We start from the raw sequence: 22416 nt of genomic DNA, 5'->3' as shown, positions 1-22416 counted from the left end.
TGCCGTAGGGTGGGCAAAGGCGCACAGCGCCATGCCCACCATCCATCAACGATCAGATGGTGGGCACGCTCCGCTTTGCCCACCCTACGATACTTATCGTACGGCTAGAGCACTTCGTCATTGCGAGCGCAGCGAAGCAATCCAGAATCCCGCCGCGGGAACAGTCTGGATTGCTTCGCTGCGCTCGCAATGACGAGAGGAGAGAGCTCGGCCTTTACTCCGCCGGCACGATGCTCGGTGCCAGGATCGCTTCGAGATGCTCGGGGCGGTCGCGGTTGACCTGGGTGAGATAGTCGTCGGCGACCTTGCGCAGGCGGCGGCTGAGCTCGGCGGAGACGCTGATGCTGTCGAGCCTGGTGTTCTCGTGCACGATGGCCAGGATGGCATTGATGTGGTGCGTGAACAGCTCGGCCGGCACCTTCTCCAGATCCGGCGCGTGCTCGATGACGCGGCACAGGCTCTCGGCGATTCCCGCTGCCGCCGGGAAGCCGAACGTCGCGGCATCGCCCTTGATGTCGTGTGCGGCGCGGAACAGCTCGTCGCGCCGCTCCTTGGTGAAGCCGTCATTTCGGATGGCGACGTAGGCGGCCGACAGACGGTTGACCTCGGTTGCCATCCAGTCCTTGAACTCGCCGGAGAGGCCTGCGAGCGCCTGCTCGGCGCGGCTGACCGGATCGTCCATGTCCTTCTCTTCGACGCGGCGCAGAACCTTGCGCAGCGGATTGGGCTGCGTGATCAATTGATGCGTGGCGAAGGCTTTGACCTCGATGTCCTTTGCGCTGTTCTTCGCCATGATGCCTGCCTCGTCTGAAGACGTTGCGCTAGATGGAGGAGCGGGCCTTGTCGAGCAGCGAGGGCTGCTGCAGCACCTCGTGCTTTTCGCCGACGCGGCGCTCGGGACCCATATAGGCGGAGTTGGTGTTGCGGCGCCGGTCCGGCCCGAAATAGGTCTTGGTCTTGATGAAGGGGCGGGGATTGGCGACGACGTTGAGGATGCGCTGGTAGAGCCCCTTGGCCGAGATCGGCTTGGCCAAAAATTCGGTGACGCCGGCATCGCGTGCCACCGTGACGCGGCGCTTCTCGGAATGGCCGGTCAGCATGATGATCGGCGCGTAAGGGTTGCCCTTGGATTCCGGCTGCCGGATCATCTGCGCGAGCTCGAGCCCGTCGAAGATCGGCATCGCCCAGTCGGTGATGACGATGTCGGGCACGTAATGGCTGTACATTTCCAGCGCGGTCGCGCCGTCCTCGGCTTCATAGACTTCGCGCGCGCCGAACGAATGCAGCAGCGTCCGCAGGATGCGGCGCATGTGCGGATTGTCGTCGCAGACGAGGAAGCGCAGCTTGTTGAAGTCGATGCGGAACATGACGCCCGGGCCAAAGCGGTCAACCTTCGTTAACCATATCGTGGCGGGGGTTAACGAAGGGTTGCCGGCGGGCGCCCGGCGGCAGTCCCGGGCAGGGACTCAGTAGCCGAACTGCTCGCGCAAGATGCGCTCTTCCAGGCTGTGGCCGGGGTCGAACAGCATCCGCATCGAGATGCTCTTGTCCGAGAGCACCTCGACGCGCCGGACCCTGCGTACCTCCTCGTGGTCGGCGACCGCGGCAACGGGGCGCTTGTCGTCTTCCAGCACCTCGATCACGACATAGGCCGTGTTGGGCAGCAGGGCGCCGCGCCAGCGCCGCGGCCGGAAGGCGCTGATCGGTGTCAATGCCAGCAGGGCGGCGTTGATCGGCAGGATCGGGCCTTGGGCGGAGAGGTTGTAGGCGGTCGAGCCGGCCGGCGTCGCCACGATGATGCCGTCGGCGATTAGCTCCGGCATGCGCTCGCGCTCGTCGATCAGGATCCGCAAGCGCGCCGCCTGGGAGGTTTGGCGGAACAGGTAGACCTCGTTGATGGCATGGTGCAGGTGGACGCGGTCGTTGACGTCGGTCGCGCGCATCAAGAGCGGATTGATCTCGGATTCATGCGCCGTCTCGAGCCGTTGGCGCAGATCATGCGTCGAGTACTCGTTCATCAGGAAGCCGACCGTGCCGCGGTGCATGCCGTAGATCGGCTTTCCCGTGCGCATGTGGTGGTGCAGCGTCTGGAGCATCAGCCCGTCGCCGCCGAGCGCGACCACGACGTCAGCCTCGTCAGGATCGCAATTGCCATATTGCGCGGTGAGCTGGCCGAAAGCGGCCCGGGCCTCGCTGCTCGGGCTGGCGACGAAGGCGATCCGGTCGTATCGCGATGGCTTGGTCATGGCTTTTCGGGCAGGCTCGCTGGCTCGAGAAAGTTCCGCCGGGTTCGTCTATACGAGGTGGGGCTCCATTGTCGAGGATGACCACCCTTCAAGGCAAACGGCACTGCCGGATTCGGGGCAAACCGGGTCGTTTCGAGCCCAATCGGCCTCTCAGGGGGCTTCGTCAATGATCCCCCAAACCGTCTCAATTCCGCGCTAAGCTTTCGGCCTCACCGGCTCTCACAGCCGAGCAGGGAGAACGATTATGGTCACGGGCTTGTCGGCGCTGCGTTGCACGGCCTTGGTGCTGGCGGTGTCGGCTTTCGCACTCGCAGGATTTGCGCGCGCGGATGATCCGCCGCAGCCGCGCTCCGAGACGACGGCGCCAGCCGGCCAGAAGGGTGGGCGCGGTGGTGGCGCGCCAGGCGCATCGCAGAATTCGCCGTCCGCCGAGCCGCACCGTCTGCCGCCGGATTCGACCACGAAGCAAACGCTCGACCTGCCCGGCCGTGCCCTCAACTTCGCCGCGACGGCGGGCTCGATCCGCGTGTTCGACGGCAAGGGCGAGCCGCTGGCCGACATCGCCTACACCTCCTACGAGCTCGACGGGGCCGACCGCGCGACGCGCCCGGTGACGTTCCTGTTCAACGGCGGACCCGGCGCGTCCTCGGCCTGGCTCCAGTTCGGCGCCGCGGGTCCGTGGCGGCTGCCGCTCGACGGCGAAGCGCTGTCGCCGTCGGCTTCACCCGAGGTGAAGCCGAACGCGGAGACCTGGCTCGACTTCACCGATCTCGTCTTCATCGACCCCGTCAGCACCGGCTACAGCCGGTTCGTGGCGAGCGGCGAGGACGCGCGAAAATCCTTCTACTCCGTCGACGGCGACGTCAATTCGATCGCGCTCGTGATCCGCCGCTGGCTCGAGAAGCACGACCGGCTGACCTCGCCGAAATACGTCGCGGGCGAAAGCTATGGCGGCATTCGCGGGCCGAAGGTCGTGCGCCAGTTGCAGCTCCAGCACGGCGTCGGCGTCAGGGGATTGATCCTGGTGTCGCCGCTGCTCGACTTCCGCGAGTTCACCGGTACGAGCCTCCTGCAATATGTCGCGACGCTGCCGAGCTATGTGGCGGTGGCGCGCGAAGCCAAAGGTCCGGTCAAGCGCGCCGACCTCGCCGACGTCGAGGCTTACGCGCGCGGCGAATTCCTGGCCGATCTCGTCAAGGGCGAGGCCGACAAGGAGGCAACCACGCGCTTGGCCGACAAGGTCGCCGAGCTCACCGGCATCGACCAGGCAGTGAGCCGCAGGCTCGCCGGCCGCTTCGATGTCGGCGAGTTCCGCCGCGAGTTCGACCGCAAGAACGGCAAGGTGACGGGACGTTACGACGGCTCGGTGCGCGGCTACGATCCCTATCCGGATTCGGGCAATTCCCGTTTCGGCGACCCTTCCGGCGATGCGCTCCAGGCGCCGCTGACGAGCGCCGCGGTCGATGTCCTCACGCGCAAGCTCAACTGGCGGCCCGACGGCTCCTACGAGGTCCTGAACGGTAGCGTCGAGGGCAACTGGGATTTCGGCCGTGGCATCAACCCGCCGCAATCGGTGTCTGAGCTCCGGCAAATCCTCGCCACCGACGCCAAGCTGAACGTGCTGGTCGCACACGGCCTGTTCGATCTCGCCACGCCCTATTTCGGAACGAAGCGGGTGCTCGACCAATTGCCTGGATTCGCGACCCGGCGCGTGAAATTCGCCGTCTATCCCGGGGGTCACATGTTCTATTCGCGCGACGGCTCGCGGCAGGCCTTGCGCGGTGAGGTCGAGGCGCTGATCAGGGAATAGGCCGCCGCTTGCGCGGCGGATAGCGGCGCGCGATCTCGCGTGCGACGACCTTTTCCGGCTTCACATTGGCGCCGGCGATCCAGATGTCGCTGACCTTGCCGCGCTTGTCGCGCACGCGGCGCACCGGCTCGCCGTGGCTGGAGTAGCCGGCGGCCCAGGCGAGCTTGCCGGTGTCGCGGCCGGTCACCTCGATCTCGCCGGCGTCCATGAACGGATTGTTGAACTGCGGGTTGGCGACGAGCACGCGGTTGCCCATCGGTACGAGATCGGTTGCGCCCCACATCGTCCACCATCGGCCGGTCCAGCCGCGCACGCGGCGGTCGGGCGCACCGCGGGTGTTGAAGCTGCGCAGGATCTGCATCGCTCCGTCCATCCAGAACGGCGCGGCGCCATCGAGGGAGTTGCTGAGGATGCTGATCGCGAGCTCGCAGGCCGGAATCGTGCAGGTCCGCGAGATGTAGCCCTGGAAGCCGCCGCTATGGCCGAACCAGTCCCAGCCGTCGGTCTTGCCGGCATTGACGCCGAGACCGTAATAGGCCTCGAGGCTTTGCGGGATGCGCCAATGATGCCGCGTCATCTCGCGGCGGCTTGCGACTGACAGCACGCTCTTTTTTGCGTTGGGTGCAAGCTGCGCGAAGAAGCGGGCGGTGTCGGCGGCGGTCGCGACGAAGCCTGCGGCCGAGGCCATGGCGTATGCGGGATTGTCGCCGGGGATCACGCAGCGCTCGCCGAACGGCAGTTTTCGCGTATGGCCGCGCGCGAATAGCGCACCCTTCGGGAGCGGTGCATTCGGCTCGGTCTCGCGCAGCCCCGCGGGCTCGATGATCTCGCGCTTGATCCAGACGGAGTAGGGCTCCTTCGTCACGGCTTCGATCACGAGGCCGATCAGGGCAAACCCGTGATTGGAATATTTGAAACGCGTGCCGGCCTCGATCGCGGTCGGCAGCTTCAGCTCCGCGAGCAGCTCTTTGGCGTTGAGATAGGGGCGGCTATCGATGAACTGGCCGGAATCGGCGCCGTCGCGCGTCAGCCCGGCGCTGTGCGAGAGCACCTGTGCGATCGTCGTCTCGGCAATGCGCGGGTTGAGACCGCCGACATATTGGCCGACCGCGTCATCGAGCCGGATCTTGCGCTGCTCGCGCAGCTTCATGATGCCGGCTGAGGTGAAGCTTTTCGAGTGCGAGGCGATGCGGAAGCGGTGGCGCGGGGTGAGCCTCTCGCCGGTGTCGAGGTTGGCGAGGCCGAATGCGTGCTCGGCGACGATTTCGCCGCGATGGGCGAAGGCGACGATGACGCCGGGCTGCTGGATTGTCGTCTGCTGGAATTCGATCCAGGAGCCGATGTAGTCGATCGCGGATCGCAGCCACGTATCCATTGCGCACCGATTGTGAGGGAAGGATTCGTGCGCGAGGCTAGCCGAGAAAGCAGAACGGGCACAACCCCTGGGTTGTGCCCGTTCGCATCGATCGAAGATGCGCAGTCTTCAGTAGACGAGCGTCGCGCCGGTCGGCTTGTCGAGCGCTGAGGCCAGCGAGCGATACTCGGAGCTGTCGGTGCCGGCGAGCGATGCGATCTTGTTGAGGTGATACTGCGCCTGCTCGCGGTTGCCCTGCTCGAGCTGCCAGAGGCCGTAATACTGCCAGGTGCGGACGTGGTTCGGGTCGTCCTTTAGCGCCAGCTCGTAATAGACCTTGGACGACTGGTAGTCGCCGAGCTTGCGATAGGAATAGCCGATCAGGTTCGCGACGTCGGCAACATCGTCGCGCTTGAGCGACTTCAGCTGGTCGATCGCGCCGGTGTAGTCGTGATTGTCGTAGATCGCCGTGTAGGCGGTGCGATAGGCCGCGAGGAATTTGGGATCGCTGACGGAGGAGCTCTTCTTCTTGCCCTTCTTGCTCGAGGAGTCCGACTTCGGCGGCGAGGACGGCTCGTCGCTGCCCGCGGCATAGGCGCTGGTCAGCACCGGCCCGGCTGCGAGCGCCATGGAAACGAGGCCCGGCAGCAGAAGCATTGAGAGTTTGCGCATCTAAGTTCTCCCGTATGGAACGTGGCGATCCTACACGATTGCCCGAAGACCGGAACACCCAGGAGCAGGAAACATTCCCGCTTCGCACGATCTATTCGCCTTGGGGCAGATGACAAACTTGTCATCCAGATGAACGGAAGCCTGCAATCGGCTTCAGAATGGGTTCAGTGCGCGGGGCCTAGGCTCCCACCTACGATCGAAGGGTCGGCGAGAGGGCGCCGCCTCAAGATCCTTCCAAGAGGAGACCACCATGTTGAAGACCATTTCTGCAGCCTTGCTTGCCGCCTCCGTGATCGCAGCCCCGGCCTTCGCCGCTGAAGCCGGCAAGACCACCACGACCGCGCCGGTGATCAAGGCGGATCAGACCCAGACCAAGGCGTCGACCACCGCCGCGAAGCCGGATGCCGGCGTCAAGGCCGATGCCAAGACTTCCGATGGCAAGACTTCGGGTGCCAAGGCTTCCGACGCGAAGGCTCCCGGTGCGAAGGCCGACGTCAAGGCGGATGCCAAGGTCGACACCAAGTCGAAGGCGATGAATGCCAACGCAGCCGTGACGCCGGACGAGCACAAGACCGTGCGCAAGCATCGTCATCACCACAAGCATCTGTCGGCGAAGAAGTCGCTGAAGACGCAGCCGGACGTCACCAAGCCGGTGACGACCGAGAAGCGCAGCTAACGACTGATCCCGCGCGGCGGCATCCCTGGCATTGCCCTGCTGCCGCGTGCGGAATTCAGGCCCGGCCCGCCGTTCGGCGTCTTGCGTGATAGCGCAAGGCACCGGCAGCGGGCCGGTGCGCCTGCAGGCGAATTCCCTTCGCGCGACCTTGGGGCTAGAACGTCTTCCGAGTCTGGGCGAGCGGAGAACGTGACCTGTGGGGCGGTTGGCGAGACGTGCAGTGAGCGCGACATTGGTCCTGGCATTGCCGCTGGTGCTCGCGGCGTGTTTTGGCAGCGACGGGGACCGTCCAAGCCTGATGGATGGGACCCAGGCCGGAGGACCGCAGCCCTTTCCCGACAATTTCCGCAGCGACACGCTCGCCTTGATGCGCACCTATCTCAACAATCCGGTCGGCGTGCGCGAGGCCAGTATGGCCGAGCCGGTGCAGCGGCCGGTCGGCGGCCGGCAGTTCTATGTCAGTTGCCTGCGCTTCAACCCGCGTGAGACCGACGGCAGCTACAAGGGCGCACGCGAGCGCGCGGTGATTTTTGTCAATGGACGAGCTGATCGCGTCGTCGACAAAGCCGGCGAGCTCTGCGCCGGTGCGGTTTACGCACCCTTTCCGGAACTGGAAAAGATGGCGCGTTAGCGCAAAGCTCGCCTTCATCGCCGGGTGCTAGAACGAGGACCGCCGGAGCCGCTGGATCACATTTCGGCGAGCTTTGAACGGGGCGGATTTGCCTTGCGACTAATTGTTACGGCAGCCCTTGTGCAAACGACAAAATCGGTCGGTGCAAGGCGGCGTGGCGGAACAAAATCGCGATGTTGCCACCCCGTCACAGGTGCGAACGATCAACGTTCCGGCATCGCCGCGAAGCAACCAAATTCACGCCACGTTGTTTGCTGAGGGTCGATTTTGAAAGAACGGGGATGGACATGAAGACGATTTTGCTGGGCGCAGTCGCCTTGCTTGCGCTGGCAGCGCCGGCCGCAGCGGCCGACATGCAGCCGCGCCCCTATACCAAGGCTCCGGCCCCCACGCCGCCGCAGGTGATCTACAACTGGACCGGTTTCTACATTGGCGGCCACGTCGGTGGTGCGTTTGCCGGCGACAGCAGCTTCCAGTCGAGCGACGCCCGCTTCCTGGGCGGCGTGCAGGGCGGCTTCGACTACCAGTTCGCGCCCAACTGGGTCGTGGGTGTCGAGGCCCAGTACTCCTGGCTGCCGACCAACAACAATGGTGTCACGTTCCCGCTGGGCACGCAGGTGACATCCAACACCGACCAGCTCGGGTCGGTGACCGGCCGGATCGGCTACACCTGGGGCCCGACGCTGCTCTACGCCAAGGGCGGTTACGCCTGGCGCAACGGCGGCCTTGGCGTCAACGTCGCCGGTGTCCCGCAGACCTTCACCGCGACCGGCAACAACAAGGACGGCTACACCGTCGGCGCCGGCCTCGAATACATGTTCGCGCCGAGCTGGTCGGCCAAGGCCGAGTACCAGTACTACAACTTTGGCAGCACGACCTTCACCTCCGGGCCGGCCGACATCGTCGGCGTCCGCGGCCGGGAAGACGAGCATACCGTCAAGGTCGGTGTGAACTACCGCTTCGGCTGGGGCGGACCGGCAGCCACGCGCTACTGACCCGCCAAAGGCGAGATCCGCAGATCTGACAAAGGCCGGCTTCCCGCCGGCCTTTCGTTTGCCGGCTCCGGCTTGCCGGTCCGCTGTTTGCCTTGCGTGAACCATCTGGCGCGTCATTTGCAAGCAAACATTCCGGCACGCGCTTTCTCATGCGTGTCATGGGGCTGGCGTAAAGCAAAAATAATTTTTGCCGCTTACGGAACTCGCGCTCCGGAACGCGTTATTATGGGACTTCCCGGGCTGGTGGGACGACGGTCATGCGTATCTTGATGTCGGTAGTAGGGCTCGCGTGCTTCGTCGCCTTGCCGTGCTCTGCTCAAACAATCCTCAAATCCGAGCCTCTGATGCTGGCACCCTATGAGGTGGCCTTCGTCAAGGACGCCTCCTGTCCGTCCGGCAAGGTGCTGAAAGTGACCGGCGCCATCCGCGGGCTGCATCGGCGCAAGGCCTGCGTGGTGCTGGCTGGCGAGCAGGCCTCCCTCGCGACCGCGACGCCCTGATCCCGCCTTCCGCCCGACCTCAGGAATTCAGCTCGAGCTCCATCCTGGACTCGCGCTCGGCCTCGGCCTTGTTCCTGACGGGGTCCTCACCTTGGGCGGCGCGGCAGGGCTTGATCTCGTAGTCGTTGTCGAGCACCCGGCGCGGTCCGGCGCGCTCGTCATCTGCGCTGACATCCACGACCAGACCACTCCGCTGCGCCAACCCCCAGACGTCGGACTCGTCAGGGTAGGCCTTGCTGATTTGAGCGTCGTTGCAGAACAGGGCGTAGGGCATTTCTCTTTCCGCTCCCGGAAAGCGCATTAACGAATTCCCCGGCGAGGGGTTCCGGCCGGCAATGCGATCACGGGGCCGTGATCGGGGCGGTCAGGCCTTGAGTCGTAAACGAGTCCTGAATCCCCAAAAAAAGAATCCCTGGGACTCTCCGGCCGGAATCAGCGGATGTTTCGGCCATGACGAGCGACCTCAAAACCTCCTGCGGGCACATGCTCCTGCCGTTGACGCTGGCGTTGTTCGCCGCCTGCGCAGCCAATCTCTGGCTGGTGTGGTCCTGGCTGTAAGTCCTTGAAGGACGCCCGCTTGCCCTACTATTTGGCCGGCGGAGGAGGGCCGACGTCACGGAGGGCGGCGCGAAGCTTTGTCAGGGTCGCTGCGCAATATTCCTCGCGTTCGCGCTCGAACCGCTCCTGATGCTTGCGGAAATTCGCGATCCTGGCCTGCATCTCGGTGCGGAAATCGCCACCGGGGCGGGGCGGCGGGATCTGGACGGGCTGAGGTTGGGGGACGGGCGGAGCTACGGCCGGTGGCAGGTCGGTTTCGATCGCAGCAGCCTGCACGGTCACGATCTCCGTGGTGACCGCGAATGCAACAGGCGGGTGCTCCGGCGGATGGAGCTCATCCTTCTTGCCGGTTACGGATTGGACGAAGGCCAGTGTCTGCGCGATCAGTGCGTCGCGCTCCGCGATCCACTTCATGGGCGACCCCTGTCGACCATTCCATCAAAGCTGGAGGATCGAATCAAGGAGGTAATCCTGCAAGGGGATTGCATAATTTTCCCGGTCGCCCGACAGTGGGCGGATGGATGCCGGGAAAGAAGAAGAGTCGCTCGAAGTGGAGGGCTTGAGGCTTGTGCGTGCCTTCCTCTCGCTGCCGCCCGACAAGCGGGCGGAGGTGATCGCATTCGTCGAGGAGCTGGCCCGTATTCATGCCCAGGCCGAGGAGGCCGAAGGCACGCCAGCGAGGTGAGCTCTATCGCTCGCGCGGTTTGACGTTCGGCACGAAGGGCGCGCCGACCACCCGGACCTCCGGCGGCGCAGCGACATCGGCAGATTTGCTCTCCGCGACCTGCCTCTCCGGCGCCCGTCCAAAGACGGGCTCGAGCAGCGCAAGCGTGCCGGCCACGATGGCGCAGCAAAGCGTCACCGCTCCCAACAGAAACATGTTTCGATCTTCTTCCCGGATTCGCATCGGGCCGAAAACGATCGACACGGAGGATTGGTTCCGGTCGGCTGGGGGCCACCAGATGCCGGCAAAATGCGCCCAAGCTTACGCGAAGCTTACGGATGGGCAGCGGAAGGTTATTTTTCCGTAAGACGACCCGGCCATTTGGCATCAAATTTTAACGTCCGCCGGGTTCCAATGCACGTTGCTGGGATTACGCCCTGCCCGAAGAATCATTGGACGGCTGAGATGAGCTTTTTGAACAATCTGAAGATCGTGTGGAAGGTTGCGCTGATCGTGGCCGTGATGGGCTGCGCAATTATCGCCGTCGCGGGCTTCGGCACGCGCGAACTCTCCGCGACCGTCGACGGGTTCAGCGAGCTCGCTGCCGCGCAATCCTCCGCCCTCAACCTGACCCGCGCCCAGCGCCGCGCCGAGACCTATCACGCGGCGCTCTATGCGGTCTTCACCGAGGCGACGGAAGCGGGCAACGGCGCCCGCCTGAAGACCGCGAACCAGAACCGCAACGAGATCGGTCAATACCTCGACGCGGCGGAGAAGGACGATCCGTCCCGCGCGAGCCAGATCAAGAGCATCGGGGATCAGCTCAAGGCCGCGTTCGTCAGCTGCGATCCGGTGCTCCAGGCCGGCGCACAGGCGAGCAGCGTGGAGGAGAACGCGAAGGCTGCCGAACGCGCGCACAAGGAGTGCGATCCGGTGCTGGACGCAGCACTCGCACGCATCGTGCAGTTCGTGACCGACACCGCGCAGGCGGCGGGCAAGCGCAAGGAAGCCATCAACCGCGATGCCCGGTCTGCGACCTGGACCGTGATTGGCGTCAGCGGCGGCGGCCTGATCCTCGGAATTGCCATCGCGCTGTTCATCGGCCTCAAGGCGATGTCGCAGCCGATCGCTCGCCTCAAGCTCGCCATGGAGGGTCTCGCCCGCAACGATCTCAAGATCGAGGTGCCCGAGAAGGAGCGCCGCGACGAGATCGGCGACATGGCCAGGACCGTCGAAATCTTCAAGACCAACGGGCTCGAGGTCGAGCGGCTCAAGGCGGCGCAGGCCGAAGCCGAGAAGCAGGCGGCCGAGCAGCGCCGCCGCGACATGATCAACCTTGCCGACGGCTTCGAGCGGGCGGTCGGCGAGATCATCGAGACGGTTGGATCGGCGTCCACCGAGCTCGAGGCATCGTCCTCGACGCTGGCCACCACCGCGCATCGCGCGCAGGAGCTGACTTCGGTCGTCGTCGCCGCTTCGGGCGAAGCCACCGGCAATGTGCAGTCGGTTGCGACCGCGACGGAAGAACTGTCGTCTTCGGTGAACGAGATCAGCCGCCAGGTGCAGGAATCGGCGCGGATGGCGGGCGAAGCCGTCACCCAGGCACGCACCACGACCGAGCGCGTCAGTGAGCTCTCGGTCGCCGCCACCCGCATCGGCGACGTCGTCGAGCTGATCAACACCATTGCCGGCCAGACCAACCTGCTGGCGCTGAATGCGACGATCGAGGCGGCGCGCGCCGGTGAGGCCGGCCGCGGTTTCGCGGTCGTTGCCTCCGAAGTGAAGACGCTGGCCGAGCAGACCGCGAAGGCGACCGGCGAGATCAGCCAGCAGATTTCCAGCATCCAGACCGCGACCCAGGAATCGGTGAACGCCATCCGCGACATTTCCGCGACGATCGAGCGGCTCTCGGAAGTGTCCTCGACTATCGCTGCGGCCGTCGAGGAGCAGGGCGCGGCGACCCAGGAGATCTCGCGCAACGTGCAGCAGGCGGCCCACGGCACCCAGCAGGTCTCCTCGAACATCACCGACGTGCAGCGCGGCGCCGCCGAGACCGGCTCGGCCTCCTCGCAGGTGCTCTCGACCGCCAAGATGCTGGCGAGCGACAGCAATCGTCTGAAGGACGAAGTCGGAAAATTCCTGCGCACGGTGCGCGCGGCGTAAGCCCAGCGCGGCGGCTGTCGCCCGCCGCGCCGATTGCGCCTATTGCGGCAGCAGTAGTGCAAGAACGATAACGAACAGCATGGCCGTCATGATGACGGCCGTAGCCGCACCAGCGACCATCTTGGCCTTTTCCTTGGCGGTGGTGAGGCGCATGGATGCGCATGCTACCTCATGTTGAACTTCGGTCCAATCTGTGGTCTGTAGCCGTCCCCGCGGCGCTACGCGCCGCGCCCCCTCGAGGGCAGCCCATGACCGAAGATGTTGGCGACGGCTGGGCCGCGTCTGCGGCCGCCTGGATCATCGAGCAGGGCGAAGACGGCGACTATGGCCGCCGCTTCGTGCTGGATGCGCCGATGCGTGCGCGGATCGAAGGACGCGGTTTCCGCAATGCGCTCGACGTCGGCTGCGGGGAAGGACGCTTCTGCCGCATCATGCAGCGCGCCGGCATCCGCACCACCGGCATCGATCCGACCGAGGCGCTGCTCGCGCGCGCCAGGGAGCTGGACCCCGGCGGGGATTATCGGCTGGACCGCGCCGAGGCGATGGATTTCGATGCGTCCTTCGATCTTGTCGTCAGCTATCTCAGCCTGATCGACATGCCCGATCTCGCCGCGGCGATCGCGAAGATGGTGGGGGCGTTGCGGCCGGGCGGCACGCTCCTCATTGCCAACCTGACCAGCTTCAACACCGCGGGCCAGCCCGACGGCTGGACACGCGACCGCGAGGGCGACATGCGCTTCGCGATCGATCACTACATGGACGAGCGCCCGATCTGGGTGAGCTGGAGCGGAATCCGGATCCAGAACTGGCATCGTCCGCTCAGCACCTACATGACGCTGCTGCTCGGCCAAGGGCTCCAGCTGCGCCTGTTCGTCGAGCCGGAGCCGACAGGCGGTGACCCCGGCAGGAACGCCTTACATCGCCGCGTGCCCTACTTTCACGTGATGGAATGGCGGAAGCCGGCTTGAGCGGCGAGGCCGGTGATTTCTGAGGCTTGACCTGTAGACTGTGCTCGCCATGGAAACTGGAATCGGAATCCTCTCATGATCCCCGATCGTCCTCCCGTGCTCGCCCACGAACGCTTCGTCGCCGACCGCGACAATTTCGCGGGGCTCGATCTCGCCGCCCGGTTCGAGCGGATCGAGCGGACCAACCTTTGGGGCGCGGCGAGTTCGGTCTCGGGCCTCGGCTCGGAGGATGTCGCAACGAGCGCGATCCGGGAGGCGCTTCCTGCGCTGCTGCAACGGCTCGGCGTGCGCTCGCTGCTCGATGCACCCTGCGGCGATGCGAGCTGGATCGGCCACATGAAGCTCGATCTCGACTACACCGGCATCGACATCGTGCCGTCGCTGATCGCGGCCAACAGCGAGCGCGCGGCGCGTGGTGAGCTTTCCGGTCGTTTCCTCGTCGCGGATATCACGCGCGATGCGCTGCCGCCCGCCGACCTGATCCTGTGCCGCGACTGCCTGGTGCATTTGAGTTTCGCCAACATCGCGCGGGCATTACGGAATTTTCGTGCGAGCGGCGCGCGCTTCCTGCTTGTCACGACGTTTCCCGAATGGGACGGCAATCGCGATTGCGAGGACGGCGACTGGCGCGCCCTGAACATGGAGCAGGCGCCGTTCAACTGGCCGTCGCCGCGCGAGCTGATCAACGAGCGCTGCGAGGAGGGCAATGGCGGCTGGCGCGACAAGAGCCTCGGCCTCTGGCAGCTCGATCGACTGCCCGATCATGTCGGCATTGCCACGGATGTGTGACAGGCGCAGGTCGAACGTCCATTGCGCAGGTGATCGTCCCGGCGATAGACTTTCGGTTGTGCAGCGATCTCGTATCGCGATGACCCCGCCGGAGCTCACCCATGAGAGCAAGTGCCGTCCTGGCCGCGTTGTTGACCTGGTGCTGCGCTCCGGCCCTGGCGCAGCAGCAGGACGGCGCCGCGCTCTACGCCGCGCATTGCGCGCAGTGCCACGAGGGCGATGCGCAGAGCCGTGTCCCGGGCCGCACCGCCATGCAGGCGATGTCGTTCGATCATGTGCTGGGGACCTTGACCTCCGGCAGCATGGCGGCGATGGCGACGGACCGTAGCGAGGCGGAACGCCGCGCGATTGCCGCCTTCGTCACCGGCAAGACCGCAGGTGGCGGCGTTGCAGCCGACGCGGAAGGCCGCTGCGCGCAGCAGCTCAGCGGCTTTCCGCAGGCGCTCGATGGTCCGCACTGGAACGGGTGGGGCGTCGACCTCAACAACAGCCGCTTCCAGCCCGCCGACATGGCAGGGCTGACGGCGGAGCAGGTGCCGCACCTGCGGCTGAAATGGGCTTATGCCTTTCCCGGCGCCTCGGTGTCCTTTGCGCCGCCGACCATCATGGGCGGAGTGCTGTTCATCGGCGGCACCGATCGCAAGGTGCATGCGCTCGACGCGCGAAGCGGCTGCACGCTGTGGACATTCGCGACAGACGGGGCCGTGCGCGCCGCGATCAGCTTTGCGCAGCTTCCAGGCTCCGACCAGTTCGTCGTCTTCTTCGGCGATTTGCGCGCCAACGCCTATGCCGTGAACGCGCTGACCGGCGCGCTGATCTGGAAGACGAAGGTCGAGGAGCATGCCGCCGCGCGCATCACCGGCGCGCCGACGTTGCATTCCGGCGTGCTCTACGTCCCGGTGTCCTCGCTCGAGGAAGCCGCCGGCTCGCAACCCAGTTACGAATGCTGCACCTTCCGCGGCAGTGTGGTGGCGCTGCAGGCCGCGACCGGCAAGCTGGTGTGGCAGGCCTATACGATTCCCGAGGTGCCACATCCGACGAGCAAGAATGCGAGGGGCACGCAGCTGTTCGGTCCGTCCGGCGCCGCCATCTGGTCGGCGCCGACGATCGATCCGAAGCGTAACGCCGTCTATGTCGCCACCAGCAATTCTTATTCGAACCCGCCGGCCGCAACCGCAGACGCGATCCTCGCTTTCGAGCTCGGGACCGGGAAACTGCTCTGGAAGCAGCAGGCAACGCCCAAGGACGCCTATGTCGTGGCATGCTACGGCGCAGACAAGACCAATTGTCCCGACGATCACGGACCCGATCACGATTTCGGCCAGTCGCCGATCCTCGCGACCCTGCATGACGGCAGGCGCGTGCTCGCCATCGCGCAGAAATCCGGCGTCGTGCACGCGCTCGATCCCGATGACGGCGGCAAGATCCTGTGGCAGACGCGGATCGGGAAGGGCGGAGCGCTCGGTGGCAGCGAGTGGGGCTCGGCCGCGGATGGTGAGCGCATCTATGTCGCCAACTCCGACGTGCGCTTTACCCGCGACGGAACGCGGCAACTCGATTCCACGCAAGGAGGAGGTTTGTTCGGCCTCGACCTCGCCAGCGGGAAGATCGCAATGGAAGTGCCCCCGGTCCCCTGCGGCGACCGTCGTCAATGCAGTCCCGCGCTCTCGGCGGCGGTGAGCCTGATCCCGGGCGTGGTGTTCTCCGGTAGCGTCAGCGGCTTCCTGCGCGCCTATGCCACCGACGGCAAGCTGCTTTGGGAGTTCGACACCGCGCAGGATTTCAAGGCCGTGAACGGCGTCCCCGCCCATGGTGGCGCGATCGACGGCCCCGGGCCGGTCATCGCAGGCGGTATGCTCTACACCAATGCCGGCTACGGCCAGTGGAGCGGCGTCGCCGGCAACGTGCTGCTGGCGTTCGAGGTGGGGACGGAGTGAGGGCGTCACGGGGTCTTTCCCAGCGCTGCGTCCGGGACCCGGCTCGAGCTTGCCTCATCGACGACGGAGGGTGAGCGGCGCTGCTCCTTCAAATTGCATTCGGCAAAGGGAGGCAAATTCGATGATCGAGGCCAGATGCAGTTGCGGCGCTGTTTCACTTTCGCTTCCGGGACCGACCAGGCTGGTCGCGGCCTGTCATTGCATCGACTGCCAGCGGCGAACCGGGGCACCGTTCGGTGTCGGTGCGTTCTACCCGGTCGAAGCCGTCACGATCTCCGGCGCACCGAAGGAATATGTTCGCGCCGCCGCAAGCGGCGGCAAGGTCCGGAGCCATTTTTGTCCCGACTGCGGTTCAACGGTCTACTGGCAAGCCGACAATCTGCCGGCGATGATTGGCGTCGCCGTCGGCGTCATCGCGGACCCGGATTTTCCGGCGCCCGTCAGATCGGTGTTCGAGCCTGGGTCGAGATCGGCGGCACGGCCGTCGAGCACTTCGAACAGAGCAGTGCGCGGAAGAGTTCAGGCTGAGGCGCGGGTATCGAGCGCTGGTGCCGGCGCGGCCGGTGTTCGGTCACGGACGCTGCCTTGCGTTGGACGGCGTTCCTGTTGTCTGTATCGGTTCACCGGGAGCACGGTCCAGCGGCGGGTGAGGCCTGGCAAGTCCGACCGTTCCGGGAGGTGCGTCGTTGCTGGCGGTGCGGGTATTGACGCGCTCCAACGTCACTGTCGATGCAACCACGATGGCGATGGCCAAGGCGACAGCGGATAGGGCTAAGGCTGCTCGATCATTCGGGTCCATCGCTAGACCTCCGCGAGACGGCTCTATGTTCGAGGATAACGCCGGACTGATGATTTAGTTCTTGTGTCAGGGCACGACGAGGTGTCGGCTAAACCAATGGTGCCGGCTGAGGGGATTGAACCCCCGACCTTCGGTTTACAAAACCGCTGCTCTACCGCTGAGCTAAGCCGGCGACGCTGGAAAGCGGGCAGGGCCGGCATGCGCCGGGGCCGTCCGCCTGTGCGCGCCGCAATATCAGACTTGGGTGGAAAGTGCCAGAACCCGAAGGCGGCATCGCACCGGCATGAAACAGGCGGCCCATCGGGCCGCCTGAAATCGTTCAACCCGATGGAGAAGGGCCTTACTGGCAGAGGTGCCGCCGGCCGTCTTCGCCCTTGACCCAGGTGCCGGGCCTGCAGACGATGCCGTTACGGGCCGCATAGGCGTCCCAATTGCCGTTCCAGCCGGGGCCGCCGCGGTCGTAGCTCGCGTAGGAGTTACCCCAGCCCTGGAATGGCGCGGCGGCGACCGTTGCTGCGGTTCCGACCGCCGCGCCAGCCACTGCGCCCGCCGTATCGAGCGGCCAGAAGCCCGATTGACGTCCATCGTTCGGATTCACCTGGTTGCGGGCCATATGGCGGCGGCGATAGGCGCGGTCGGTGGTGGAATTGGCGGGACCGAGATTCTGGCAATTGGGATCCTGGAATAGCCCCGTGCAGCGGCCCGAATTGTCAACCGTCGTTTGCGCGAAGACCGGTGTTGCCAGCGTGGACGCGACGATTGCGGCCAAGCCAAGAAGCCTTGGGCTCGTCATGGCATTTTCTCCATGTTGTTGAGACCTGTGCTAAGTGCGACCTCTGGCAGTCGTTCCGCGGATTCTCGCGCGAAGGGTCACATCGACGTGAGCCCGCCCAGGATGTGAGATTTGGGCCGCGCAACCTTGCTCGCTCCGGCGCGTGCCGTGAGTTTGCGCCCCGTTAACGCTTCGCTAGCGTGCCTCTCGGCATTTGAGCAGCTCTCGATCCTTACGCGTTAGGCTTACCGGAATTTGGTGAGCAGGCCTTAACCCTCTCCCTGTTGCGATCGGTTAGGTTGTGTTCCGGATAACCGGGGCCTTCTCATGCGCGCTGTGGCGCTCGCTGCCATTCTGATCGGACTGCCCGCGACGGCGTTGGCCGGCGGCGGTTTCGACATTGTCGTGCCCGGCCGTCCCGGCGTGCCCATCATCATCAACAATATCGATGCGTCCTACACCGTCGTCGAAGGTGTCTGGGGCCTCGGCAAGAACATCCAGGTGCAGCCGACGATCTATGGCGGACGCTATATCGCCGAGCGGCAGCCCTCCGACGTCGGCCATTATTATCCGACGCTCGGCTTGCGGCCCGGCTACGGCCGGCTCGAGGTCGAGCCGCCCGCGAACCGCAAATTGCCCAAGCCTGCCGAGAGCTACCACCAGAGCTGGGGCGCATCGTCCGCGCCGCTGCCGGCACAGATGGACGTGCCCGTCGATCCGCCGCCGGTGATCTACGCGCCTGAGATCAACGACCGTCCGCGGCGTCCCCGGCCTCGGCCGCATGTAGAGATCCCCGGCAAGCCGCCGGGTTAAGAAGCGTCAAAATCCAAGACAAGATCCAAGACAAAATCCAACAAACGGATATCAACAGGAGAGAGTAATGCGTCAAATGATTTCGGGACTGGTCGCGGCGGCTGCCGTGATGTTCGTCGGGGCTGCGCCTGCCGCGGCCTGCGGCTTCAGCACGTGCGCGCCGGTTGCACCGGTCTATACCGGCTGCAACACCGGCTGCGGCGGCTATGGTTATGGCTACGGCTATGGCGCCTATGAGCGTCTCGCTGAGCCGACCACGCAGTACTATTACGTCAACCAGGGCCCGACCTACACCGGCCCGGGCGCCTTCGCGCCGTATCCGACCTATCGTGAGGACGCGGTCGTCGCGCCCGCCAATTACGGCTACGGCTATGGCTATCGCGCCGCGTCCTATCACCGCCCGTACTACCGTCCGTATCGCTACGGCTACGGCCCGCGCTACGGCTATCTGCCGCGCACGCACTACGGCTACGGCCCGCGCTATGGCTATGCCCACCGTCACGCGCCGTACTATGGCGGTCACCGCGTGCTGCGCCGCTACTACTGATCGTCTGATCGGTTGAGATTTGCGAAGCGCCCGTTCGCACGATGCGGACGGGCGTTTTGCTTTTCTGTTTTGCGCTTGGCCGTCAGCCCGCCTACGCCTACCGGCTACGGCGGGGCAGCCTTCGCTCGCTTCGCTCAATGATGTTCTGAACTGGCTTGCCTAGCCGTAGCTCGCGAAGCGAGCGAAGGCTGGTGGGGGAGGCAGGACTCGAACCTGCGAAGCCATGAGGCGGCTGATTTACAGTCAGCTCCCTTTGCCACTCGGGACACTCCCCCGCTCGACGGCAGCACAATCGGGCCGGACCTTGCCGGCGGACCGAAGACGGCCATGGAACGTGAAGGCCGCGACAGCCCGGATGGGGGCGCGACCGGGCGCGTTTATGGGCGAAGCGGTGGGGCAAAGTCAACCGAGGCGAACAGCTAAAATCGCCCCTGAAGGCACCCAAATTGCCATATTCCGGCACCCGTGACACAAGCGAGCCCATGAAGGACAAAAAATTCGCCCCGAGGGGCTCCCGCGGCGGGGCTAAGCCCTTCAACAGGCCCGGAAAATCGGCCGGCCGCCCGGCCTGGCGCGACCGCGATTCGCACGGCGAGGGACCGGTCATCCTCTATGGCTGGCACACCGTCACCATGGCTCTGGCCAATCCTGCGCGGCGGATCCGCAAGCTGACGCTGACCGAGAACGCCGCCCGGCGGCTCGCGGAGGAGAACATCGAGACCCGCGTCACGCCCGAGATCGTCCGGCCCCAGGAGATCGACCGCCTGCTGTCGCCCGACGCCGTGCATCAGGGCCTGCTCGCCGAAGCCGATCCGCTGCCTTCGCCCGACATCGAGACCCTGAAGCAGGAAGGCATGGTGCTGGTGCTCGACCAGATCACCGATCCGCACAATGTCGGGGCCATCCTGCGCTCGGCCGCAGCCTTCGCGGTGAAGGCGATCGTCACCACGGCGCGCCATAGTCCGGAAGCCACCGGCGTGCTCGCGAAAGCCGCCTCGGGTGCGCTTGAGCTCGTGCCAATGGTGACCGTGCAAAACCTCGCCCGCGCGCTGACCGCGCTCAACGAGCGCGGCTTCCAGACCGTCGGCCTTGACAGCGAAGGCACCGAGAACCTTTCGGACGTCGCACTGCGCGAGCCGCTTGCGCTGGTTCTCGGCGCCGAGGGCAAGGGCCTCAGGCAATTGACCCGCGAGACCTGCAGCGTCGTGGCGCGGCTCGACATGCCGGGCGAGATCAAGAGCCTCAACGTCTCCAACGCCGCCGTACTCTCGCTCTATGTCGGCGCAAGCCGGCTTGGGCTGATGAAGTAGCCTCGAGGGCTACCCCATCATCTCCCGCACCAGCGGCACCACCTTCCGCCCATAGAGCTCGATGCTCTTCATCAGCTTCTCGTGCGGCAACGGCCCGGCAGAATATTTCAGCTGGAACCGCGAAATGCCGAGCGCCTTCGCGGTCTTCGCGATCTTGCGCGCCACCGTCTCCGGCGAGCCGACATAGAGCGAGCCGTGCTCGGCCTCGTTCACGAATTCGTCGCGGCCCATCGGCGGCCAGCCGCGCTCCTTGCCGATGCGGTCGCGCATGGCCTTGTAATCGGGCCACAGCTCCTCGCGCGCCTGTGCATCCGTCTCGGCGACGTAGCCGGGCGAGTGCACGCCGATCGGCTGCGCCGGGCGGCCGAACTCCTTGAAGGCGCGGTGATAGAGATCGACGTAGGGCGCAAAGCGCGCGGGATCGCCGCCGATGATCGCGAGCATCAGGGGGAGGTCGTAATGTGCGGCACGCACCACCGATTGCGGACTGCCGCCGACGCCGATCCAGGTCTTGAGCCGGCCGTTCTCGACCGGCGGATAGACCAGCTGGTCCCTCAGCGGCGGACGCAGCTTGCCCTGCCAGGTCACCGGCTGCTGCGACAAGAGTGCCGCGAACAGGTCGAGCTTCTCCTCGAACAGCTCTTCGTATTTGCGCAGGTCGAAGCCGAACAGCGGAAAGGATTCAGTGAACGAGCCGCGGCCGAGGATCACCTCGGCGCGGCCGTTCGAAAGCGCGTCGAGCGTTGCAAAGCGCTGGAACACGCGGATCGGATCGTCCGAGCTCAGCACCGTCACGGCCGAGCCGAGATGGATGTGTTTTGTGCGCGCGGCGATCGCGGCGAGCACGGTCTCCGGTGAGGAGATCGCGAAATCGGCGCGGTGATGCTCGCCGAGGCCGATGAAGTCGAGCCCGAGCTCGTCGGCCAGCACGGCTTCGTCGACGACGTTGCGGATCACCTGTGCGTGCGGAAGCATCGCGCCGGAGGCGTCCCTGGTGACGTCGCCAAAGGTGTCCAGTCCGAATTCGAGCGGTGCGGTCATCGGTGAGGTCTCTGCGGGGCGCGAAAGGCCCGTCATGGGAGGGAAATAGTCGCCGTGCAGCTATGGCGGGGAGGCGGCTCCGACAATGCTGATCCGGGAAAGCCATCGTTTCCGATTCTTCATCGAACCGGTGGGCTCAGTCGGATCTGGCGAACATCTCGACCAGGGTTTCGCGCAGCCAGCGCTGCGCCGGCACGGTGTCGTTGCGCTGGTGCCAGAACAGGCTGACGATCCGCGGCGGCGCCTTGAGCGGAAGCGGCATGGCGTGCAGCTGTGGCGCGTGCCGGGATTGCGAGCGCAGGTCGCTCGGCAGCACGGCGATCAGGTCGGATTGGCGCACGACCTCGTAGGCGGCGCTGTAATGATTGACGGTCGCGACCAGATTGCGCGACAGCCCGCGCGAGGCGAGGAAGAGGTCGTAGGACGGCATGGTCTTGCCGGCGAGGCTCACGTCGACATGTCCTGCGTTGAGGAAGGTGCGCGTGCTCAGCCGTTTCTGGGCGGCGAGCGGATGGCCGCGTCGCATGAAGCAGGCGTAGTCGACCGTCCACAGCGAGCGCGAGCGAATGGCGGCCGGCTGTTGCGCCTCGTTGACATAGACGCTGAGCACGCAGTCCACCCTGTTGTCCTCGAGCTGGTCGGCGATCTCGACGACGGTGTTGGGCACGGTGTGGACGCGCGACTTCGGCGCAACCTTGCCGAGATGGGCGAGCAGGTTCGGCATCACCAGCGAGGAGACGTAGTCCGACATCGACAGGCTGAATTCGGTCTGTGCACGTGCGGGATCGAACACCTGCTCGTCGAGCGCACCGCGGACGCTTTCCAGGGCCTCGCCGATCGGCTCCCACAGCACCACGGCGCGTTGGGTCGGGCGGATGCCGGTGCCGGCGCGCACGAACAGGGGATCGCCGAGCGCATCGCGCAGCCGCGCGAGCGCGTTGCTGACGGCGGGCTGGGTCATCCGCAACGCATTTGCGGCACGCGTGACGCTGCCCTCGGTCATCAGCGCCTCGAAGACTTTCAGAAGGTTGAGGTCGAGCGCGCGGAACGACACGAACATTCACCATGGTGATATATCAGATCATGATTATAAATTATGACGATAATGTCACTTTGTCTATGGTTCCCTCCCGAGCGGCGCGCCGGGCCCGTGACATCAGAGGGGGACTTT

At 65.4% G+C, this 22416-nt stretch carries 24 protein-coding genes, 2 tRNA genes and 1 pseudogene; 14 read left to right on the top strand and 13 right to left on the bottom strand.

Going from position 1 to position 22416, the window contains the following annotated elements; translation table 11 throughout:
• Nucleotides 1-214: 214 nt before the first annotated feature.
• From IQ16_RS09310 to IQ16_RS09300, 3 genes are all read right to left on the bottom strand, one after another.
• Entirely contained in the window at nt 215-793 is a 579-nt protein-coding gene (locus tag IQ16_RS09310; RefSeq protein WP_018647141.1) for an Hpt domain-containing protein, read from the bottom strand.
• 28 nt (nt 794-821) lie between these two features.
• Nucleotides 822-1367 (bottom strand): response regulator, encoded by a 546-nt coding sequence (locus IQ16_RS09305; protein WP_008549760.1) that lies wholly within the window; start codon nt 1365-1367, stop codon nt 822-824.
• Nucleotides 1368-1466: 99 nt separating this feature from the next.
• Nucleotides 1467-2246 (bottom strand): NAD kinase, encoded by a 780-nt coding sequence (locus IQ16_RS09300; RefSeq protein ID WP_018647142.1) that lies wholly within the window; start codon nt 2244-2246, stop codon nt 1467-1469.
• A 244-nt stretch (nt 2247-2490) separates the two neighbouring features.
• Between IQ16_RS09300 and IQ16_RS09295 the strand changes: the two genes are divergently transcribed.
• The gene (locus IQ16_RS09295) at nt 2491-4056 is read left to right on the top strand and encodes a S10 family peptidase (protein WP_018647143.1); all 1566 of its coding nucleotides are present in this window, start codon (nt 2491-2493) and stop codon (nt 4054-4056) included.
• Here the strand turns inward: IQ16_RS09295 and IQ16_RS09290 are convergent.
• A complete protein-coding gene (locus IQ16_RS09290) occupies nt 4046-5431 on the bottom strand; it encodes a serine hydrolase domain-containing protein (RefSeq protein WP_145831405.1) in 1386 nt (461 codons plus the stop codon). The genes IQ16_RS09295 and IQ16_RS09290 overlap by 11 nt on opposite strands.
• Before the next feature lie 108 nt (nt 5432-5539).
• Entirely contained in the window at nt 5540-6082 is a 543-nt protein-coding gene (locus tag IQ16_RS09285) for a tetratricopeptide repeat protein (protein ID WP_018647145.1), read from the bottom strand.
• 250 nt (nt 6083-6332) lie between these two features.
• On the opposite strand from IQ16_RS09285, the gene IQ16_RS09280 reads away from it, so the two are divergent.
• The 4 genes from IQ16_RS09280 to IQ16_RS47480 all read left to right on the top strand — a co-directional run bounded on the left by IQ16_RS09280 (nt 6333) and on the right by IQ16_RS47480 (nt 8884).
• Nucleotides 6333-6758, top strand: coding sequence for a His-rich protein BRANT (locus tag IQ16_RS09280; protein WP_018647146.1), 426 nt, complete (start codon nt 6333-6335; stop codon nt 6756-6758).
• A gap of 196 nt (nt 6759-6954) precedes the next feature.
• Nucleotides 6955-7389: a hypothetical protein gene (locus tag IQ16_RS09275; protein ID WP_208751630.1), complete on the top strand. Its 435-nt coding sequence runs from the start codon at nt 6955-6957 to the stop codon at nt 7387-7389.
• 287 nt (nt 7390-7676) lie between these two features.
• A complete protein-coding gene (locus IQ16_RS09270) occupies nt 7677-8384 on the top strand; it encodes an outer membrane protein (protein ID WP_026312650.1) in 708 nt (235 codons plus the stop codon).
• A 257-nt stretch (nt 8385-8641) separates the two neighbouring features.
• Complete coding sequence (locus IQ16_RS47480) at nt 8642-8884, top strand: DUF6719 family protein (protein ID WP_018647149.1); 243 nt, start codon at nt 8642-8644, stop codon at nt 8882-8884.
• Nucleotides 8885-8903: 19 nt separating this feature from the next.
• Here the strand turns inward: IQ16_RS47480 and IQ16_RS09260 are convergent, their stop codons facing one another.
• Together IQ16_RS09260 and IQ16_RS09255 are read right to left on the bottom strand one after the other, a co-directional pair.
• A complete protein-coding gene (locus IQ16_RS09260; protein ID WP_026312651.1) occupies nt 8904-9158 on the bottom strand; it encodes a hypothetical protein in 255 nt (84 codons plus the stop codon).
• 311 nt (nt 9159-9469) lie between these two features.
• Nucleotides 9470-9856, bottom strand: coding sequence for a hypothetical protein (locus tag IQ16_RS09255; RefSeq protein ID WP_018647152.1), 387 nt, complete (start codon nt 9854-9856; stop codon nt 9470-9472).
• Nucleotides 9857-9959: 103 nt separating this feature from the next.
• Here IQ16_RS09255 and IQ16_RS45530 point away from each other — a divergent pair, with 103 nt between their 5' ends.
• Complete coding sequence (locus IQ16_RS45530; RefSeq protein WP_018647153.1) at nt 9960-10127, top strand: hypothetical protein; 168 nt, start codon at nt 9960-9962, stop codon at nt 10125-10127.
• 3 nt (nt 10128-10130) lie between these two features.
• Here the strand turns inward: IQ16_RS45530 and IQ16_RS09250 are convergent, their stop codons facing one another.
• Nucleotides 10131-10322 (bottom strand): hypothetical protein, encoded by a 192-nt coding sequence (locus tag IQ16_RS09250; protein ID WP_018647154.1) that lies wholly within the window; start codon nt 10320-10322, stop codon nt 10131-10133.
• A gap of 249 nt (nt 10323-10571) precedes the next feature.
• On the opposite strand from IQ16_RS09250, the gene IQ16_RS09245 reads away from it, so the two are divergent.
• The 5 genes and pseudogenes from IQ16_RS09245 (at nt 10572) to IQ16_RS09225 (ending at nt 16491) form a co-directional block, all read left to right on the top strand.
• Entirely contained in the window at nt 10572-12269 is a 1698-nt protein-coding gene (locus IQ16_RS09245) for a methyl-accepting chemotaxis protein (protein WP_018647155.1), read from the top strand.
• Nucleotides 12270-12517: 248 nt separating this feature from the next.
• A complete protein-coding gene (locus IQ16_RS09240; RefSeq protein WP_018647157.1) occupies nt 12518-13237 on the top strand; it encodes a class I SAM-dependent methyltransferase in 720 nt (239 codons plus the stop codon).
• Nucleotides 13238-13312: 75 nt separating this feature from the next.
• Nucleotides 13313-14026 carry a class I SAM-dependent methyltransferase gene (locus IQ16_RS09235; RefSeq protein WP_018647158.1) on the top strand — a complete coding sequence of 238 codons (714 nt, stop codon included), beginning with the start codon at nt 13313-13315 and terminating at the stop codon, nt 14024-14026.
• 101 nt (nt 14027-14127) lie between these two features.
• Nucleotides 14128-15963, top strand: a complete 1836-nt coding sequence (locus IQ16_RS09230; protein WP_026312652.1) for an outer membrane protein assembly factor BamB family protein — start codon at nt 14128-14130, stop codon at nt 15961-15963.
• A gap of 121 nt (nt 15964-16084) precedes the next feature.
• A pseudogene (locus tag IQ16_RS09225) lies at nt 16085-16491 on the top strand (GFA family protein).
• 368 nt (nt 16492-16859) lie between these two features.
• On the opposite strand, the gene IQ16_RS09220 reads toward IQ16_RS09225, so the two are convergent.
• Both IQ16_RS09220 and IQ16_RS09215 read right to left on the bottom strand, forming a co-directional pair.
• Nucleotides 16860-16934 (bottom strand) — tRNA-Thr (locus IQ16_RS09220).
• 168 nt (nt 16935-17102) lie between these two features.
• Nucleotides 17103-17555 carry a hypothetical protein gene (locus IQ16_RS09215; protein ID WP_018647159.1) on the bottom strand — a complete coding sequence of 151 codons (453 nt, stop codon included), beginning with the start codon at nt 17553-17555 and terminating at the stop codon, nt 17103-17105.
• A gap of 306 nt (nt 17556-17861) precedes the next feature.
• On the opposite strand from IQ16_RS09215, the gene IQ16_RS09210 reads away from it, so the two are divergent.
• On the top strand, nt 17862-18347 hold the full coding sequence (locus tag IQ16_RS09210; protein WP_018647160.1) for a hypothetical protein: 486 nt from the start codon (nt 17862-17864) through the stop codon (nt 18345-18347).
• A 67-nt stretch (nt 18348-18414) separates the two neighbouring features.
• Nucleotides 18415-18894: a hypothetical protein gene (locus IQ16_RS09205; RefSeq protein WP_018647161.1), complete on the top strand. Its 480-nt coding sequence runs from the start codon at nt 18415-18417 to the stop codon at nt 18892-18894.
• Nucleotides 18895-19083: 189 nt separating this feature from the next.
• On the opposite strand, the gene IQ16_RS09200 is transcribed toward IQ16_RS09205, so the two are convergent.
• Nucleotides 19084-19169 (bottom strand) — tRNA-Tyr (locus tag IQ16_RS09200).
• Nucleotides 19170-19376: 207 nt separating this feature from the next.
• Here IQ16_RS09200 and rlmB point away from each other — a divergent pair.
• Nucleotides 19377-20204: a 23S rRNA (guanosine(2251)-2'-O)-methyltransferase RlmB gene (gene rlmB / locus IQ16_RS09195; RefSeq protein ID WP_026312653.1), complete on the top strand. Its 828-nt coding sequence runs from the start codon at nt 19377-19379 to the stop codon at nt 20202-20204.
• A 9-nt stretch (nt 20205-20213) separates the two neighbouring features.
• Here the strand turns inward: rlmB and IQ16_RS09190 are convergent, their stop codons facing one another.
• Nucleotides 20214-21245, bottom strand: a complete 1032-nt coding sequence (locus tag IQ16_RS09190; protein WP_018647163.1) for an LLM class flavin-dependent oxidoreductase — start codon at nt 21243-21245, stop codon at nt 20214-20216.
• Between the two features lie 136 nt (nt 21246-21381).
• Nucleotides 21382-22305, bottom strand: coding sequence for a LysR family transcriptional regulator (locus IQ16_RS09185; RefSeq protein ID WP_018647164.1), 924 nt, complete (start codon nt 22303-22305; stop codon nt 21382-21384).
• Between the last annotated feature and the right edge of the window lie 111 nt (nt 22306-22416).

The sequence above is a fragment of the Bradyrhizobium huanghuaihaiense genome (assembly GCF_007830635.1).
GTDB classification, from domain to species: Bacteria; Pseudomonadota; Alphaproteobacteria; order Rhizobiales; family Xanthobacteraceae; genus Bradyrhizobium; species Bradyrhizobium huanghuaihaiense.
The sequence above is the reverse complement of the archived record's forward strand: the minus strand, read 5'-3'. Positions and strand labels throughout refer to the sequence as shown.

Coding starts and splice junctions, on each gene's coding strand:
- IQ16_RS09310 (WP_018647141.1), bottom strand. CDS start 793: ATGGCGAAGAACAGCGCAAAGGACATCGAGGTCAAAGCCTTCGCCACG.
- IQ16_RS09305 (WP_008549760.1), bottom strand. CDS start 1,367: ATGTTCCGCATCGACTTCAACAAGCTGCGCTTCCTCGTCTGCGACGAC.
- IQ16_RS09300 (WP_018647142.1), bottom strand. CDS start 2,246: ATGACCAAGCCATCGCGATACGACCGGATCGCCTTCGTCGCCAGCCCG.
- IQ16_RS09295 (WP_018647143.1), top strand. CDS start 2,491: ATGGTCACGGGCTTGTCGGCGCTGCGTTGCACGGCCTTGGTGCTGGCG.
- IQ16_RS09290 (WP_145831405.1), bottom strand. CDS start 5,431: ATGGATACGTGGCTGCGATCCGCGATCGACTACATCGGCTCCTGGATC.
- IQ16_RS09285 (WP_018647145.1), bottom strand. CDS start 6,082: ATGCGCAAACTCTCAATGCTTCTGCTGCCGGGCCTCGTTTCCATGGCG.
- IQ16_RS09280 (WP_018647146.1), top strand. CDS start 6,333: ATGTTGAAGACCATTTCTGCAGCCTTGCTTGCCGCCTCCGTGATCGCA.
- IQ16_RS09270 (WP_026312650.1), top strand. CDS start 7,677: ATGAAGACGATTTTGCTGGGCGCAGTCGCCTTGCTTGCGCTGGCAGCG.
- IQ16_RS47480 (WP_018647149.1), top strand. CDS start 8,642: ATGCGTATCTTGATGTCGGTAGTAGGGCTCGCGTGCTTCGTCGCCTTG.
- IQ16_RS09260 (WP_026312651.1), bottom strand. CDS start 9,158: ATGCCCTACGCCCTGTTCTGCAACGACGCTCAAATCAGCAAGGCCTAC.
- IQ16_RS09255 (WP_018647152.1), bottom strand. CDS start 9,856: ATGAAGTGGATCGCGGAGCGCGACGCACTGATCGCGCAGACACTGGCC.
- IQ16_RS45530 (WP_018647153.1), top strand. CDS start 9,960: ATGGATGCCGGGAAAGAAGAAGAGTCGCTCGAAGTGGAGGGCTTGAGG.
- IQ16_RS09250 (WP_018647154.1), bottom strand. CDS start 10,322: ATGTTTCTGTTGGGAGCGGTGACGCTTTGCTGCGCCATCGTGGCCGGC.
- IQ16_RS09245 (WP_018647155.1), top strand. CDS start 10,572: ATGAGCTTTTTGAACAATCTGAAGATCGTGTGGAAGGTTGCGCTGATC.
- IQ16_RS09240 (WP_018647157.1), top strand. CDS start 12,518: ATGACCGAAGATGTTGGCGACGGCTGGGCCGCGTCTGCGGCCGCCTGG.
- IQ16_RS09235 (WP_018647158.1), top strand. CDS start 13,313: ATGATCCCCGATCGTCCTCCCGTGCTCGCCCACGAACGCTTCGTCGCC.
- IQ16_RS09230 (WP_026312652.1), top strand. CDS start 14,128: ATGAGAGCAAGTGCCGTCCTGGCCGCGTTGTTGACCTGGTGCTGCGCT.
- IQ16_RS09215 (WP_018647159.1), bottom strand. CDS start 17,555: ATGACGAGCCCAAGGCTTCTTGGCTTGGCCGCAATCGTCGCGTCCACG.
- IQ16_RS09210 (WP_018647160.1), top strand. CDS start 17,862: ATGCGCGCTGTGGCGCTCGCTGCCATTCTGATCGGACTGCCCGCGACG.
- IQ16_RS09205 (WP_018647161.1), top strand. CDS start 18,415: ATGCGTCAAATGATTTCGGGACTGGTCGCGGCGGCTGCCGTGATGTTC.
- rlmB (WP_026312653.1), top strand. CDS start 19,377: ATGAAGGACAAAAAATTCGCCCCGAGGGGCTCCCGCGGCGGGGCTAAG.
- IQ16_RS09190 (WP_018647163.1), bottom strand. CDS start 21,245: ATGACCGCACCGCTCGAATTCGGACTGGACACCTTTGGCGACGTCACC.
- IQ16_RS09185 (WP_018647164.1), bottom strand. CDS start 22,305: ATGTTCGTGTCGTTCCGCGCGCTCGACCTCAACCTTCTGAAAGTCTTC.